This window comes from Agrobacterium sp. ES01 (assembly GCF_050320885.1).
In the GTDB taxonomy this organism is placed as follows: domain Bacteria; phylum Pseudomonadota; class Alphaproteobacteria; order Rhizobiales; family Rhizobiaceae; genus Allorhizobium.
On the sequence record NZ_JBNQTH010000004.1, the window covers coordinates 422,654 to 437,669 of the forward strand.

The window sequence follows — 15,016 nt, forward strand, 5'->3', positions numbered from 1 at the left end:
TCCGATGAGCGGCTTAAGACCACAAAACCGGAGGCCGCGTCAATAGGCTTTTTCCGGTTTTGTGAAGAGTTTTTGAAAGCCGCCGGATTGCGGCCTCAAGCGGCCAGCATCTTGTTCACTTCGTCGACGAGATCGCGCAGGTGGAACGGCTTGGACAGTACCTTGGCGTCCTTGGGTGCCTGCGAATCGGCATTGAGCGCGACGGCTGCAAAACCGGTGATGAACATGACTTTGAGGTCCGGATCGAGTTCGGTGGCGCGACGCGCAAGCTCGATGCCGTCCATTTCAGGCATGACGATATCGGTCAGCAGCAGCGAGAAGGGTTCCTCGCGAAGGCGGTCATAGGCACTTGCGCCATTGTCGTAGGACAAGACCGTGTATCCGGCCTTTTCGAGCGCCTTGACCAGGAAGCGGCGCATATCGTTGTCGTCTTCCGCGAGGAGAATTTTTTGATTCATTGGGTGACCGTAACTCACATCATCTGGGATAAGTCGGATCTCTCCGGCAGTCCACGTTAACCTTTGACCGGTAAACATCCGGTGAAGGCTATGTGGGCAACCGGCTTCAGCCGTTGTGCCTAGTATGGACTTCCCCTGGTCCAACTGGCAACATGTAGCACAAATCAACTTGATGACTTGGTAAAAATTCACAGGGCAAAATGGACCAAATGGAGTGTAACGGCGGGATCTTCGAAGTGCGCGAGCCAGACGAGCAGCGTATTCCCTTCGTTTTCAATTCGCCGCATTCCGGTCGTTGCTATCCTGCGTCGCTGTTGCAGAACTCACGGCTCGACGAGCATGCGATCCGCCGTTCGGAAGATCCCTATGTGGACGAGCTGTTCGGGGCAGCGCCGGCGATCGGCGCTCCACTGCTTCTCGCGCATTTTCCCCGCGCTTTCGTCGACGTGAATCGTGAGCCCTATGAACTCGATCCGCGCATGTTCGATGGGCCGCTGCCGCCTTATGCCAATTCCCATTCTATCCGGGTCGCCGGCGGTCTTGGCACCATTCCGCGTATCGTCGCTGAAAACATGGAAATCTATTTCGGCAGACTTCCTGTGGAAGAAGCGATCATGCGGATCGAGGAGATCTACAAGCCCTATCATGCGCGGCTGCGAAAACTGATTGCGCAGACGCATACGCGTTTCGGTCTGGGCGTTTTGGTGGATTGTCATTCCATGCCCGGCAATCTCAATGCCAGTGGCGGCCGTAACCGGCCCGACTTCATCATTGGCGATCGTTACGGAACCAGTGCGTCGGCAGAACTGTCGCGGGCGGCCATGAGCTTCCTTGAAGACCTCGGTTTTCACGTCGCCCGCAACAAGCCTTATGCCGGCGGTTTCATCACCGAGCATTATGGGCGTCCGTCGCGCGGGCTGCACGCCTTGCAGATCGAGGTCAGTCGCGCGCTCTATGTCAATGAAGCGACGCTTGAGAAGCGGTCGGATTTTTCTGCGCTCGTTTCGGCGATTTCCAGCTTCATGCGGCAGATGGCAGCCTTTGTCGAAGGCTTCGGTGAAGCGACCGCGCTCGCCGCCGAATAGGTTTATCTCTATTTTCAGGACAAAAAAAACCGCGCCAGTGGCGCGGCTAAGTCTAGGGAGGAAACACCCAAGGAGGGTATTTACAGTCGTTAAACTGTGACCTCAGACTATTGTTGCGCTGCACAAGTGTCAATATGTTTTGTCAAAAATTTAAGCACTCCATCCGAGTGCTTAAATACTCATCGTTTTTGCCCTGGTGGGCCGGAATTGCAATTCCGGTAAAAGCGGCTAAGACGGAACCAGTTTCTCAAGCCTTTCCGGATATTTGCCATGCTTCCCGACCGCGACTTTTTCAACCGACTTGCCGAAGCTGCCAAGGCTGAAACCTTGCCACGGTTTCGCTCGCGACTCGATGTCGTCAACAAGGAGCAGGGTGGTTTCGATCCGGTGACCGAGGGTGATCGGGCCGCAGAGGCAGCCATCCGTGCCATCATCGAGAAGGACTTTCCCGAGCACGGCATTCTCGGAGAGGAATTTGGCAATGTTGGCATCGATCGTGAGCATGTCTGGGTCATCGATCCCATCGACGGCACGCGGGCCTTCATTTCCGGTGTGCCGGTCTGGGGAACGCTGATCGGTTTTCAATCGGCCGGTCGTTCGGTGATGGGGCTGATGGATCAGCCATTTACAGGCGAGCGCTATTTCGCCGACGGCGAGCGCTCGTGGTATTCAGGCCCTGGCGGTGACCATCAGCTTCAGGTCCGTGATTGCGGTAGCCTGGAGAATGCGACTTTGTTCACCACCTCTCCGCATCTGTTTGCCGGCGATGCGCTGACACGCTATCGCACCATCGAAAGTCGTTCGCAGCTGTTCCGCTATGGTATCGATTGCTATGCCTATGCTCTGCTTGCCAGTGGCCATATCGATCTGGTGATCGAGAGTGGCTTGAAGCCCTATGATGTGGGTGCACTGATCCCGATCATCGAACAGGCCGGTGGCATCGTCACGACCTGGGATGGCGGACGACCGGAGGAGGCGGGCACCATCATTGCTGCCGGATCGGCAAAGGTCCATGCCGAGGCGCTGGCGATCATGTCAGGGCGCTGACGGTTCCAGTGCCTGTTTTGCTTGCTCCTCGGCCTCGCTGCCGGGAATGAAGGCGGCAATGGCCGCCAAGGCCTGTCCCCTGTAGTAATCGCTCTCCTGCAGGATCTCGTGGCGCGAGCCGGCGACGGGCACAAACTGCGCCGCGCGAAAATACTGCGACATCCGCTCTTCTGCCTCGTAGGACACGACTTCCTCTCGTGTCGGCGCAATCATAACCGTCGGCACTGTGATTGAGTAGAGATGTGCTGGCATGTTGACCCGGTACATGGCCTTCATGCACTCGTACAGCCAGCGGGCTGACGGCGGACCGATTGCGAGTTCGGGTCGTGTCTCTTCGATTTGCTGATTGCGCGTGAAACGCGCGACGTCGGATGTCAGCGCATTGGTGGCAAACTCCTCCAACGGTCCATCCTTCGTCATGGGACGTGCGCCAAAACCGAAAAGACTCATCAGCATGGTCAGCCAATAGACCTTGCTGTTGGAAATGGATTGTTTTGCCAGTCCGACAAAGGGTGCACACAGCACCATGCGATCAATCCGGTTGACGAGGCGAGGCGCAGCGGACAGCGCGATCAGGCCACCGGTGGAATGGGCGAGCATGAAGAAGGGCAGGCGTGTGTCTGGAAGCACGACCTGCTCCAGAAAGATCTCAAGGTCGCGGACATAATGCGAGAAGCGCCTGACGTGTCCAGTTCGCGGGTTCTTCAGCAGGCGTTCAGATCCGCCCTGTCCGCGCAGATCGAAAGTCGCGACCCATAGGCCCCTTGCCGTCAGGTCCTTGATCGTTTCGTAGTATTTCTCGATGGATTCATTGCGGCCCTGAATCAGCACGACGGTGCCCATGGGCATATGTTCTTCGGAGCGGAAGATCGCATAGCGCAGTTTCACACCGCGATAGCCGTCGAAGAAGCCGGCGACATGATTGCCGGGTACGGGGTTTCCGGGTGTGGCGTGCAGTATCTCGTCCATGATGCTCGCCTGTGCTGGAGGCAATGGGGATGCAGGTGTAACCGGGATAAGCGCAAGGCGATTCGAGGTCAAAGGAAAAAGCCGTTTTGTGCGGTCCAGAGCCCACCTGCACGGGCGGTGTATTGCCCTCTTGAACTGGCAAACGGGATTTCCCATCTATTCTTTCGGAGGCCAAAAAGGCTCCGATAACCGCCTCGAACCATCGCCGACACAGGGATGAACGAGGTTTTGACATTCGCAAACCGTCGCTTCCAGGAGGACACCATGCGTCACGTTGATTTTTCGCCACTCTACCGTTCCACAGTCGGCTTCGACCGGCTCTTCACCATGCTCGACAGTCTCGGTCAGCCAGACCAGGCTCAGACCTATCCGCCCTATAATATCGAGCGCACGGGTGAAACGACCTACCGTATCACCATGGCCGTTGCCGGTTTCGATGAATCGGAATTGAGCATCGAAGCGCATGCCCACGTACTGACCGTCAAGGGTGAGAAGGCAGAGGTAGGCTCAGAAGAGCAGACTGAATTCCTCTATCGCGGCATCGCCAAGCGCGCTTTCGAGCGACGTTTCCAGCTCGCCGATCATGTCGAAGTCCAGAATGCTTCGCTGAAAAACGGTCTTTTGCACATCGACCTTCTTCGCAATATCCCCGATGCGATGAAGCCGCGCCGGATCGAGATTGCTGCCGAGCCGGTGAATAGCGCCAAGGCCATCGAGGCTCATGTGAATTAATCCGTATCGCGTTTACGGTGCTGAACGAGCGGCTCTCCTGACGGAGGGCCGCTTTTGTATTTGTATCGCCGTAGTGCTCGGTCTCTCTTCTGAATACCCGCCCGTCTCAGGCCAACGTGAGCAGAAAGCGATCCACCTCTTCAGCCGTGGTCGAAAAGGACGTGACGAGACGAATGATTGTCTCGTGGTCCTTGATTTTGCCCTTGAGTTCCTGCGGCACAGGCCAGTGGTAGAAGCTCGCGCCGCGATCCGTGGCATCTTTGGCGGCGGTCTTGTCGAGAACAGCGAAGACCTCGTTACTGGTGGTTTCCCAAGCCAGGCGACCATTGGGAGAGGCGGTGAAGCCGGCGCGCAGACGGTCAGCCATGGCATTGGCATTGCGGGCGAGATCGAGCCAGAGACCGTTTTCGAAATAGGCGTCGAGCTGTGCCGAGATGAAGCGTGTCTTGGAAAACAGCTGGGCCGAGCGCTTGCGGATGAAGGGCATGTCGGCTGCCATGTCCGGCTTGAAGAAAATGATCGCTTCCGCACACCAGCAGCCGTTTTTGGTGCCGCCAAAGGACAGGATGTCGACTCCGCGCTTCCAGGTCATTTCGGCGGGGCTGGCATCCAGTGCCACCAGCGCATTGGCAAAGCGTGCGCCATCCATATGCACCGGTAGGTCATGCTCGCCGGCAATCGCGCTGATGCGTTCGATTTCCTCAAGGCTGTATACGGTTCCCGATTCCGTGGCCTGGGTCATGGTCACGGCCATGGCGCGGCCCTGATGTACAGCATTTGAGGGATAGCGGGCAATGGAGGCCTTCAGCTGATCGGCGTCGATCTTGCCGTTGCGTCCCTCGACCGGACAAAAGCGTGTGCTGGTGAGGAAATCCGGCGCGCCGCATTCGTCTGCGACAACATGGGCTTCGGAGTGGCAGAAGGTTACGCCGCCCGGCTTTGCCACCGCTGCCAGCGACAGGGAATTCGCAGCTGTGCCTGTTGCGACAAAGAAAACAGCGACATCACGCTCGAAGATCTCAGAGAATTTTTGCTCGACACGCTTGTCGAGATCGCTGGTGCCATAGGCTGCGGCATAACCGGCGGCTTCCCTGGACAGGCTTTCTGCGATAGCGGGATGGGCGCCTGCCCAGTTGTCGGAGGAGAAAAACATGACAGTATGGGTTCCAGTTCGAAGGGGGAGGAATAGATCCTATCCGGAGATTATGTATTTCACCGGTCGGATCAACCGTCATCCGCGTCGTCACATGCCGCCATTGCCAGCAAAGCAACAAGAGCAATTCATTTGCGCCTTCTGACGTAAGAAAATATCGGCGAAGAGCGGCTGGCGGACATCTTTGTCCGCGCGCTTTCCACTTTATTAACGCATGCTCTTGCAGTCGCCATCGGTTTCTGGCATAGAAACTCTCAAATTAGGTCAGTTTTGTTGACCTAATTTCTGATGTGACGATGGCTTTTCTGATCGCTGAAACCTTCCTTCTGGCTGGTTTCGCGGTATAGTTCTGCCAGCATGTATGAGGACTGTCTGTTGTAGGGCGCAAAGTCGAGGGCAAATGCTCCGGTTTTCCGTCATCATTGCAGACGTAGTCCTCACGTCACACCAGACTGTTTTATTGGCATTGCGCGGCTTGCATGAGTTCATGGGTCGTAGAGTGGTGCCGCAAGGTGTTTTGGAGGGAAGTTGATGACCGATACGAGAGCATCCACAGTCGCAGGACAGGTTGCCGCGGACGTGACGGCGAAGGCCGCCAGCGGCGCAATCCGTGCGGGCTTTCCGGAAAAGCAGGGTCTTTACGATCCGGCCAATGAACACGATGCCTGCGGCGTCGGCTTCATTGCCCACATGAAGGGCGAGAAGTCGCATCAGATCATCAAGGACGGGCTTTTCATTCTCGAAAACCTCACCCATCGCGGTGCTGTTGGTGCTGATCCTCTGATGGGCGATGGTGCTGGCATTCTGGTGCAGATCCCGGATCGGTTCTTCCGCGAGGAAATGGCATTGCAGGGCGTGGCCCTGCCAGAGTCCGGCAAATATGCCGTTGGCCACTTCTTCTTCCCGCAGGATGACGGTCAGGTCGATCACTTCAAGAATGTCATCCGCGAAGTGGTCGACGCCGAAGGTCAGCATCTGCTTGGCTACCGCGATGTTCCGGTGGACAATGCGTCGCTCTCCAAGGCCCCAGAGATTGCCGCGACCGAGCCACGCCATATCCAGGTCTTTATCGGTGCAGGCAGCGATGCCGAGACGCAGGATCAGTTCGAGCGCAAGCTGTTTACGCTTCGCAAGGTCATTTCCAACCGCATCTATGATGAAGGCGGTGGCAAGGAAAGTCATGCTTTCTATCCGGTCTCGCTGTCGGCCTCGACCATTGTCTACAAGGGCATGTTCCTCGCCTATCAGGTCGGTGCTTACTACAAGGATCTGTCTGACCCGCGCTTTGAATCCGCTGTCGCCCTTGTGCATCAGCGCTTCTCCACCAACACGTTCCCGTCCTGGAAGCTTGCGCATCCGTACCGCATGGTCGCCCATAACGGCGAAATCAACACGCTGCGCGGCAACGTCAACTGGATGGCGGCGCGTCAGGCGTCGGTCTCTTCGCCACTGTTCGGTGAGGATATCTCCAAGCTCTGGCCGATCTCCTATGAAGGTCAATCGGACACGGCCTGTTTTGACAATGCGCTCGAATTCCTGATGCGTGGCGGTTATTCGATGGCGCATGCCGTGATGATGCTGATCCCGGAAGCCTGGGCGGGCAACCAGTCCATGAGCCCGGACCGGAAGGCCTTCTACGAATATCACGCCGCTCTGATGGAGCCCTGGGATGGGCCGGCTGCCGTTTGCTTTACCGATGGTCGCCAGATCGGTGCAACGCTTGACCGCAACGGCCTGCGTCCTGCACGTTACATCGTCACCAGCGATGACCGCATCATTCTGGCTTCGGAAGCGGGAACGCTGCCGGTGCCGGAAGAGCTGATCGTGAAGAAATGGCGCCTTCAGCCTGGCAAGATGTTGCTCCTCGACATGGAAAAAGGGCGTATCATTTCCGACGAGGAAGTGAAGTCGGATCTTGCCAAGAGCCACCCGTACCGCGAATGGCTCGACCGGACCCAGCTGATCCTTGAAGATTTGAAGCCGGTTGAACCGCGTGCGCTTCGTCGTGACGTGTCGCTGCTCGATCGTCAGCAAGCATTCGGTTATACCACCGAAGACACCAAGATCCTGATGTCGCCAATGGCGACAACCGGTCAGGAAGCAATTGGCTCGATGGGCACCGATACGCCGATCTCGGCGATGTCGATGAAATCGAAGCTGCTTTATACCTATTTCAAGCAGAACTTCGCCCAGGTGACCAATCCGCCGATCGACCCGATCCGCGAGGAGCTGGTGATGAGTCTTGTCTCGTTCATCGGTCCGCGGCCGAACCTTCTCGACCATGAGGGTGCTGCAAACGCCAAGCGTCTGGAAGTGCGCCAGCCGATCCTCACCAATGGCGATCTGGAGAAGATCCGGTCTATCGGCCATACCGAAGACCGGTTCGACACCAAGACACTCGACTTCACCTATGATGTGGAGCGTGGCGCCGAAGGCATGCCGGATATGCTGGAGCGGCTTTGCGAGCGGGCTGAAGCCGCCGTTCGTGGCGGTTACAACATCATCGTCTTGTCTGACCGTCAGGTTGGTCCGGATCGTATTGCGATCCCGGCGCTTCTGGCGACTGCTGCCGTTCATCACCATCTGATCCGCAAGGGGCTTCGTACTTCTGTCGGCATCGTCGTGGAGTCGGGTGAGCCGCGTGAGGTGCACCACTTCTGCTGTCTGGCAGGCTATGGTGCCGAGGCGATCAACCCCTATCTTGCCTTCGACACACTGCTCGACATGCACAAGCATGGCGAGTTTCCAAAGGAGGTCGATTCCGAGGAAGTGGTCTATCGCTACATCAAGGCCGTGGGGAAGGGCATCCTGAAGGTCATGTCCAAGATGGGCATCTCGACCTACCAGTCCTATTGCGGCGCGCAGATCTTCGACGCAGTCGGCCTGTCGTCTGAGCTCGTTGGCAAATATTTCTTCGGCACTGCCACCACGATCGAGGGCATTGGCCTTGCCGAAATTTCCGAGGAAACAGTTTCGCGCCACCAGTCGGCCTTCGGCAAGGATCCGGTTCTGGCCACAACGCTGGAAGTCGGCGGCGAATATGCCTACCGGATGCGCGGTGAAAACCACGCCTGGAGCCCGGATTCGATTGCAGCCCTGCAGCATGCCGTGCGCGGCAACAGCCAGGACCGCTACGGCGAGTTCTCCGAAATGGTCAATGACAGCAATCTGCGGATGAACACCATTCGCGGTCTGTTCAAGATCAAGTCGGCTGAAGAGCTGGGCCGCAAGCCCATCTCGATCGATGAGGTCGAACCTGCTGTCGATATCGTCAAGCGTTTCTCGACCGGTGCCATGTCCTTCGGCTCAATCAGCCGTGAGGCGCATACGACATTGGCCATTGCCATGAACCGGATCGGCGGAAAGTCGAACACGGGTGAGGGCGGTGAAGAAGCCGACCGTTATCTGCCGCTACTTGACGGTTCGGCAAATCCTGAGCGATCGGCAATCAAGCAGATTGCGTCTGGCCGCTTTGGCGTGACGACCGAATATCTGGTCAACGCCGACATGCTGCAGATCAAGGTGGCGCAGGGTGCAAAGCCAGGCGAGGGCGGACAGCTTCCGGGCCACAAAGTGGATGCGACGATTGCAAAAACCCGTCACTCGACCCCGGGTGTCGGCCTGATTTCGCCTCCTCCGCATCACGACATCTATTCGATCGAGGATCTGGCGCAGCTGATCTTCGACCTGAAGAATGTCAATCCGGAGGCCGATGTTTCGGTCAAGCTGGTCTCAGAAGTGGGCGTCGGAACGGTTGCGGCCGGTGTTGCCAAGGCGCGTGCCGACCACATCACCATTTCCGGCTTTGATGGCGGTACCGGCGCTTCGCCGCTGACCTCGCTCAAGCATGCCGGCAGCCCGTGGGAAATCGGCCTTGCCGAAACCCAGCAGACGCTTGTCTTGAACGGACTTCGTTCGCGCATCGCACTTCAAGTCGATGGCGGTCTGAAAACCGGTCGCGACGTGATCGTTGGCGCGCTGCTCGGTGCCGACGAGTTCGGCTTTGCCACGGCACCGCTGATTGCCGCCGGCTGCATCATGATGCGCAAGTGCCATCTCAACACCTGTCCTGTTGGCGTCGCCACCCAGGATCCGGTCCTGCGCAAGCGCTTCAAGGGTGCGCCCGAGCACGTCGTCAATTACTTCTTCTTCGTCGCCGAAGAAGTGCGTGAGATGCTGGCGGCTCTCGGTGTCTCCAAGCTCGATGACATCATCGGTCAGTCCGAGATGCTTGAAAAGGATGAGATGCTGGCGCACTGGAAAGCCAAGGGTCTCGATTTCACACGGATCTTCCACAAGGTCGATGCATCGAAGAACGACACCTTCTGGACCATGCGTCAGAAGCATCCGATCGACGATATCCTCGACCGCAAGTTGATCGAGAAGGCGATGCCGTCGCTGGAAAGCAAGCAGCCTGTCGTCTTTGATGTCGACATCAAGAATGTGGACCGGTCCGCCGGCGCCATGTTGTCGGGTGAACTGGCCAAGCGCTACGGCCACAAGGGGCTGAAGGACGACACGATCCATGTGACGCTGAACGGCACGGCTGGTCAGTCCTTCGGTGCATTCCTGGCACACGGCATCACATTCGATCTCGTCGGCGATGGCAATGACTATGTCGGCAAGGGATTGTCCGGTGGCCGCATCATCGTCCGTCCGCCTGAGAACACCAAGATCGTTGCCGAGAATTCGATCATCGTCGGCAATACTGTTCTTTACGGTGCGATCGAGGGCGAATGCTATTTCCGCGGCGTTGCCGGTGAACGGTTTGCCGTGCGCAATTCCGGTGCCATCGCTGTTGTCGAAGGCGTGGGTGACCATGGCTGCGAATACATGACCGGCGGTGTCGTCGTCGTGCTCGGTCAGACCGGCCGTAACTTCGCAGCCGGCATGTCCGGCGGCGTGGCTTACGTTCTCGACGAGGAGGGTGATTTCGCCAGCCGCTGCAACATGGCCATGGTCGAACTCGAGCCGGTTCCGGAAGAGGACGACATGCTTGAGAAGCTCCATCACCATGGCGGAGACCTCATGCATAAGGGCCGTGTGGATGTGTCTGAAGACATGACACGGCATGACGAGGAGCGTCTCTACCAACTCATCGCCAACCACTACCACTACACGGACTCGGCGCGGGCCAAGGACATTCTGGACAATTGGGCCGCGTATCGTGCGAAGTTCCGCAAGGTCATGCCGGTCGAGTACCGTCGTGCGCTTGAAGAGATGGAACGCATGCGCATGGGTGTCGCGGCTGAGTGAGGCAGCCTGATCCTTCACCGGATCGTTTCTTTGATCCTGGCAATCGCCATTGCGGCGATTGCCGGTCTGGTGAACGGCAGGATTGAATTTGAATTCATTGTGCTAGGGGCGGCAATTGGCTTTGCCTACTGGTACTGGGGCCCGAGTTGGCCACCGCTTTGAAGCAAGGACTGAGAAAATGGGTAAGGTAACAGGCTTCATGGAAATCGACCGGCAGGTGGGCAAGTACCAGCCGGCGTCCGACCGCATCCGTCATTTCCGTGAATTCACCATTCCGATGTCGGATCCCGAAGTGCAGAAGCAGGCAGCGCGCTGCATGGACTGCGGTATTCCCTATTGCCATGGTCCGACCGGCTGTCCGGTTCACAACCAGATCCCCGACTGGAATGACCTGGTTTATAACGGCAACTGGGCCGAGGCGATCCGCAACCTGCATTCCACCAACAACTTTCCCGAATTTACGGGTCGTGTCTGCCCGGCACCTTGCGAAGAAGCCTGCACGCTGAACCTAGAAGACACGCCGGTGGCGATCAAGACGGTCGAGCAGGCCATTGCCGACAAGGCTTATGAGCTCGGCTTCATCGTGCCGCAGCCGGCAACCGTCCACACCGGCAAGAAGATTGCCATCATCGGTTCGGGTCCATCTGGCATGGCGGCTGCTCAGCAGCTTGGCCGTGCTGGTCATGCCGTTCATCTTTACGAGCGTGAATCCAAGGCTGGCGGTCTTTTGCGTTACGGTATTCCCGATTTCAAGATGGAGAAAAACTTCATCGACCGCCGTGTCGAACAGATGCGCGGCGAGGGCGTGACGTTCCATTACGGGGTCAATGTCGGTGTCGACATCTCGATGGAAAAGATGCTGGCCGATCATGACGCCGTTCTCTATTGCGGTGGGTCGGAAACGCCGCGAGAGGCTGGCATTCCGGGTACGGATTTCCACGGCGTTCACGATGCGATGCCTTATCTCGTTCAGCAGAACCGCCGCGTTGGCCGCGAAAACATCGACAGCGTGGGCTGGCCGTCGGATCCGATCCTTGCCGGTGGCAAACATATCGTTGTCGTCGGCGGTGGCGATACGGCGTCGGACTGCGTCGGCACGGCCTTCCGCCAGGGGGCTGTCAAAGTGACCCAGCTCGACATCCGTCCCCGTCCGCCTGAAGTGGAAGACAAGCTTGCTGTCTGGCCGTTCTGGGCAACAAAGATGCGCACCTCGTCCAGCCAGGCAGAGGGCGCTAACCGAGAGTTTCAGGTTGGCACGCTCGAATTTGTCGGTGAAGACGGTGTTCTGACCGGTGTGAAATGCTGCCAGGTGGATGAAAAGCGCCATCCGATTGCAGGCTCCGAATTCATCATCAAGGCCGATCTCGCATTCATCGCCATCGGATTCCGCGGTCCATTCGAAAACAGCGTGCTGAAGGATATGGGCGAAAACCTGTCTCTCAATACCGACCGTCGTGGCTCGACGAATGTCATTGCCAATGACAAGGACTACAAGACGTCGGTCGACAAGCTTTGGGCCGCTGGCGATGTGCGCCGTGGCCAGTCGCTGGTTGTCTGGGCTATCCGGGAAGGCCGCCAGGCGGCGCGCGCAATCGACGAAGCTCTTATGGGCGCGACCGAACTTCCGCGCTGAATTTCGAAGTTGATGGAATGAATAATGCGACGGGGAGCCTCAGGGCTCCCCGTTTTTCTTGGCATCGACTGTTTTTGCCAGTCGGTAGTCATCGACGCGGCCAGTGGGTGCCGGCGACATTTCACCTTTTTCGACAAGCAGATCACGCGGGGTCGGGATGGGTGAGGACGATAGGCTGCTGAGCCCCAACAGTTCGGTGCTGCCGTCAAGATCGGGATCGGACAGATCAATCGGCCGGGTATGCACCAGGTTCTGCATCTCGGAGGGCGGTAATTCGACAAGGCTTGGCAGGTTGCTTTCATCCAGGCGCAAGAGGTCGGGACTTGCCATGTCGCCCAGCAGTCGGCGCAGCGGCTTTTCTGCATAAAATGCCATCTTGCGCTTGCCGGCGGGTGTCATGCCGATCCCGTCCGGGCCGCGCAGGCGCACCTGCTGGCCCTTGATGTCCGACCCGGTGACGATGAAGCGCCCCTCAACGTCGACAAAGCCGTCCCAGATATCGATGAATTCGCCACCGACCTTTGTGACTGTGTTCCGATAAATGCTGTTCAGCGTGATGGCATCGGCGGTCATCTTGGAGGAACTGAAGCTGGGAAGGCCAACCCACATCAGGGGAACATTCCGCTTGGTCACGATCGCGGACAATTCTGCGACACGTTGTTCATAACTGTTCAGCCAGGCATCGGTGCGAAACGGTATCTCGCTCGAAGCGGTGGTGATGGTCTGGCGGTCATTGGCGCCGATTGCGACGACCACGAGTGCCGGTTTCTGGTCGTCGATCAATGCAGGCAGAGCAGAGGGCCAGTCATAGTAGTCCTGGCGAACGAGTCCGGAAGACCCTTTGCTGCTTTCGACAATGACGACACCGGGAGACTCGGCAAAGGCTTCCTTCAGACCATCTGCAAGGGCGCCGGCAAAGAAGTCGCCCACCACCAGAATTTTACGGGCGTTTTCCACCTTCTCGACCGCAGGTGGAGCCTTCGGTACCGTCCTGATGGAGGTCACGCTTTTCGTCGTCTTTCTGGCTCTGACTTTGGGCGTGCTCTTGCGAACCGGTTGTGGAGGCGCTTCCCTTATCTGCGGTGCCTGCCGTCTGCCGAAAAGAAGCTCAAGCAGGGTGGTGCGCTCGCGCTGTTGCGCAAAGGCTGGCGCTGTCGTTTCCACAACCAGTAATGCGACGGCCAGAACGGCCATCGCCTTCATCCATGTGACGGCACCAAATTTCATAGTCTTCATTGCCCGGTTCAAAACCGTGTCAGCCCCAAAGGGCTGGCATCACCGACTTTTCTGAAGCCGGTGATGTCCTTTGTCAATTGCGCAGGGCGTTGAGAAGATGCTTCGACGGTTCGCCGTTCACTTCCATGCCCAGCCGTTGCTGGATTGCCTGGATCGCGGCCTTGGAGCCTGAGCCGAAATTGCCGTCGATCTTGCCGTCGTAATAGCCGAGCGCCTTCATGCGCGATTGCAGTTCGAATTTTTCGCGAACATCGAGACTGTTATGCGGGCGCGGCCAAGACTGGTGCATGCCGCCATAGCCAGCAATTTCGTCCGCCAACAGGCCGACGGCCAGTGCGTAGCTGTCGGCTGCATTATAGCGCTTGATGACAAAGAAATTACGGGTCATCAGGAAGCCCGGTCCGTCCGCTCCAGCCAGCATTTTCAGCTCTGCCCTGTCGCCGGGGCGTGGAAAGCCCTTGCCGTTCGGACGTGCAAAGCCGAGCTTTGCCCATTCGCCCAAGGTCTTGGTCTGGCCGCTATATTTATTGCCGCCGGAGGGGACCACAGCCTCATAGCCCCAGGTCTTGCCGGTCTGCCATCCGTTCTTTTTGAGCAGGTTGGCGGAGGTTGCAAGTGCGTCTGGAATGGAGTTCCAGATATCCTTGTGGCCATTGCCGTCCGCATCGATCGCATAGAGCAGATAGCTCGACGGGATGAACTGGGTGTGCCCCATGGCGCCGGCCCAGGAGCCCAGCAGGCCACTTGCCGATACTTCGCCGTTCTGGACGATCTTCAGCGCTGAGACCAACTGTGTGCGGGCATATTTTGCCCGGCGCTTGTCGGCATAGGCGAGGGTTGCCAGTGCGCGCGGCACATTGTGCAGTCGGTCTTCCTTTTCCAGGACGGCACCGTAGTTTGACTCCATCGACCAGATGGCCAGCAGGATTGTGCGGTCGATGCCAAAGTAATTTTCGAGAGCGGTCAGCGTGCGCGCATGCTTTTGCGCCATCTCGCGGCCGGTCTGAACGGTGAAGGGGTTTACCCGCGAATCGACATAGTCCCAGATATTGGACTTGAATTCGGGCTGATAACGGGCCTTCTCAAGGACAGTTGGATCAGGTTCGGTGACCCCCGCAAACACTTTCTGATATGTGCTCTTGGAAATGCCGCTCTTGGCGGCCGTGGCATAGAACCCGTTGATCCATTTGACAAATCCGGCGTCAGCCCTTGCCTCCATTGGAGCGAGAAGCGCGAACGTCGAGAAGACGATGGTCGGAATGAGTCCGGTGCGGCGTCTGGTCATTTGCATTTGGTCCCGTGTGCTAGGCGGTTTGCGCCTCCCTCATGGAGGCAGGTTTGGTGCGAGCTCACGATACGGCAATCAGGTCAATAAATTCTTTACCATATTGAACCTGGGAAAGGTTGCCTTTTACAATCCGGCCATGATTATACGCTAGATGCTGCC

Annotated in this window: 10 protein-coding genes; 5 read left to right on the forward strand and 5 right to left on the reverse strand. The window is 57.7% G+C overall.

Translation table 11 applies throughout. From position 1 onward, the window contains the following. Positions 1-95: 95 nt before the first annotated feature. Positions 96-458: a response regulator CpdR1 gene (gene cpdR1 / locus ACQQ2Q_RS14845; protein ID WP_428187873.1), complete on the reverse strand. Its 363-nt coding sequence runs from the start codon at positions 456-458 to the stop codon at positions 96-98. A gap of 209 nt (positions 459-667) precedes the next feature. Here cpdR1 and ACQQ2Q_RS14850 point away from each other — a divergent pair, with 209 nt between their 5' ends. Both ACQQ2Q_RS14850 and hisN read left to right on the forward strand, forming a co-directional pair. Next, entirely contained in the window at positions 668-1,543 is an 876-nt protein-coding gene (locus tag ACQQ2Q_RS14850; RefSeq protein WP_428187993.1) for an N-formylglutamate amidohydrolase, read from the forward strand. Between the two features lie 270 nt (positions 1,544-1,813). Then, on the forward strand, positions 1,814-2,590 hold the full coding sequence (gene hisN / locus ACQQ2Q_RS14855; protein ID WP_428187874.1) for a histidinol-phosphatase: 777 nt from the start codon (positions 1,814-1,816) through the stop codon (positions 2,588-2,590). On the opposite strand, the gene ACQQ2Q_RS14860 is transcribed toward hisN, so the two are convergent. Then, positions 2,579-3,559, reverse strand: coding sequence for an alpha/beta fold hydrolase (locus ACQQ2Q_RS14860; RefSeq protein ID WP_428187875.1), 981 nt, complete (start codon positions 3,557-3,559; stop codon positions 2,579-2,581). The genes hisN and ACQQ2Q_RS14860 overlap by 12 nt on opposite strands. Before the next feature lie 264 nt (positions 3,560-3,823). Between ACQQ2Q_RS14860 and ACQQ2Q_RS14865 the strand changes: the two genes are divergently transcribed. Then, complete coding sequence (locus ACQQ2Q_RS14865; RefSeq protein ID WP_428187876.1) at positions 3,824-4,291, forward strand: Hsp20 family protein; 468 nt, start codon at positions 3,824-3,826, stop codon at positions 4,289-4,291. Positions 4,292-4,397: 106 nt separating this feature from the next. Here ACQQ2Q_RS14865 and ACQQ2Q_RS14870 read toward each other — a convergent pair whose 3' ends face one another. Further along, positions 4,398-5,444 (reverse strand): threonine aldolase family protein, encoded by a 1,047-nt coding sequence (locus ACQQ2Q_RS14870; RefSeq protein WP_428187877.1) that lies wholly within the window; start codon positions 5,442-5,444, stop codon positions 4,398-4,400. A gap of 531 nt (positions 5,445-5,975) precedes the next feature. Here ACQQ2Q_RS14870 and gltB point away from each other — a divergent pair. Both gltB and ACQQ2Q_RS14880 read left to right on the forward strand, forming a co-directional pair. Continuing rightward, entirely contained in the window at positions 5,976-10,700 is a 4,725-nt protein-coding gene (gltB, locus tag ACQQ2Q_RS14875; protein ID WP_428187878.1) for a glutamate synthase large subunit, read from the forward strand. Positions 10,701-10,878: 178 nt separating this feature from the next. Further along, positions 10,879-12,333 (forward strand): glutamate synthase subunit beta, encoded by a 1,455-nt coding sequence (locus ACQQ2Q_RS14880; protein ID WP_428187879.1) that lies wholly within the window; start codon positions 10,879-10,881, stop codon positions 12,331-12,333. A 39-nt stretch (positions 12,334-12,372) separates the two neighbouring features. Here the strand turns inward: ACQQ2Q_RS14880 and ACQQ2Q_RS14885 are convergent, their stop codons facing one another. Both ACQQ2Q_RS14885 and ACQQ2Q_RS14890 read right to left on the reverse strand, forming a co-directional pair. Further along, the gene (locus ACQQ2Q_RS14885) at positions 12,373-13,569 is read right to left on the reverse strand and encodes a DUF459 domain-containing protein (RefSeq protein ID WP_428187880.1); all 1,197 of its coding nucleotides are present in this window, start codon (positions 13,567-13,569) and stop codon (positions 12,373-12,375) included. Between the two features lie 73 nt (positions 13,570-13,642). Further along, positions 13,643-14,854 carry a lytic murein transglycosylase gene (locus ACQQ2Q_RS14890; RefSeq protein ID WP_428187881.1) on the reverse strand — a complete coding sequence of 404 codons (1,212 nt, stop codon included), beginning with the start codon at positions 14,852-14,854 and terminating at the stop codon, positions 13,643-13,645. Positions 14,855-15,016: the final 162 nt, after the last annotated feature.

Excerpts from the sequence above, each read along its gene's own strand:
- cpdR1 (WP_428187873.1), bottom strand. The coding sequence starts at position 458 with ATGAATCAAAAAATTCTCCTCGCGGAAGACGACAACGATATGCGCCGC.
- ACQQ2Q_RS14860 (WP_428187875.1), bottom strand. The coding sequence starts at position 3,559 with ATGGACGAGATACTGCACGCCACACCCGGAAACCCCGTACCCGGCAAT.
- ACQQ2Q_RS14890 (WP_428187881.1), bottom strand. The coding sequence starts at position 14,854 with ATGACCAGACGCCGCACCGGACTCATTCCGACCATCGTCTTCTCGACG.
- ACQQ2Q_RS14850 (WP_428187993.1), top strand. The coding sequence starts at position 668 with ATGGAGTGTAACGGCGGGATCTTCGAAGTGCGCGAGCCAGACGAGCAG.
- ACQQ2Q_RS14870 (WP_428187877.1), bottom strand. The coding sequence starts at position 5,444 with ATGTTTTTCTCCTCCGACAACTGGGCAGGCGCCCATCCCGCTATCGCA.
- ACQQ2Q_RS14865 (WP_428187876.1), top strand. The coding sequence starts at position 3,824 with ATGCGTCACGTTGATTTTTCGCCACTCTACCGTTCCACAGTCGGCTTC.
- gltB (WP_428187878.1), top strand. The coding sequence starts at position 5,976 with ATGACCGATACGAGAGCATCCACAGTCGCAGGACAGGTTGCCGCGGAC.
- hisN (WP_428187874.1), top strand. The coding sequence starts at position 1,814 with ATGCTTCCCGACCGCGACTTTTTCAACCGACTTGCCGAAGCTGCCAAG.
- ACQQ2Q_RS14885 (WP_428187880.1), bottom strand. The coding sequence starts at position 13,569 with ATGAAGACTATGAAATTTGGTGCCGTCACATGGATGAAGGCGATGGCC.
- ACQQ2Q_RS14880 (WP_428187879.1), top strand. The coding sequence starts at position 10,879 with ATGGGTAAGGTAACAGGCTTCATGGAAATCGACCGGCAGGTGGGCAAG.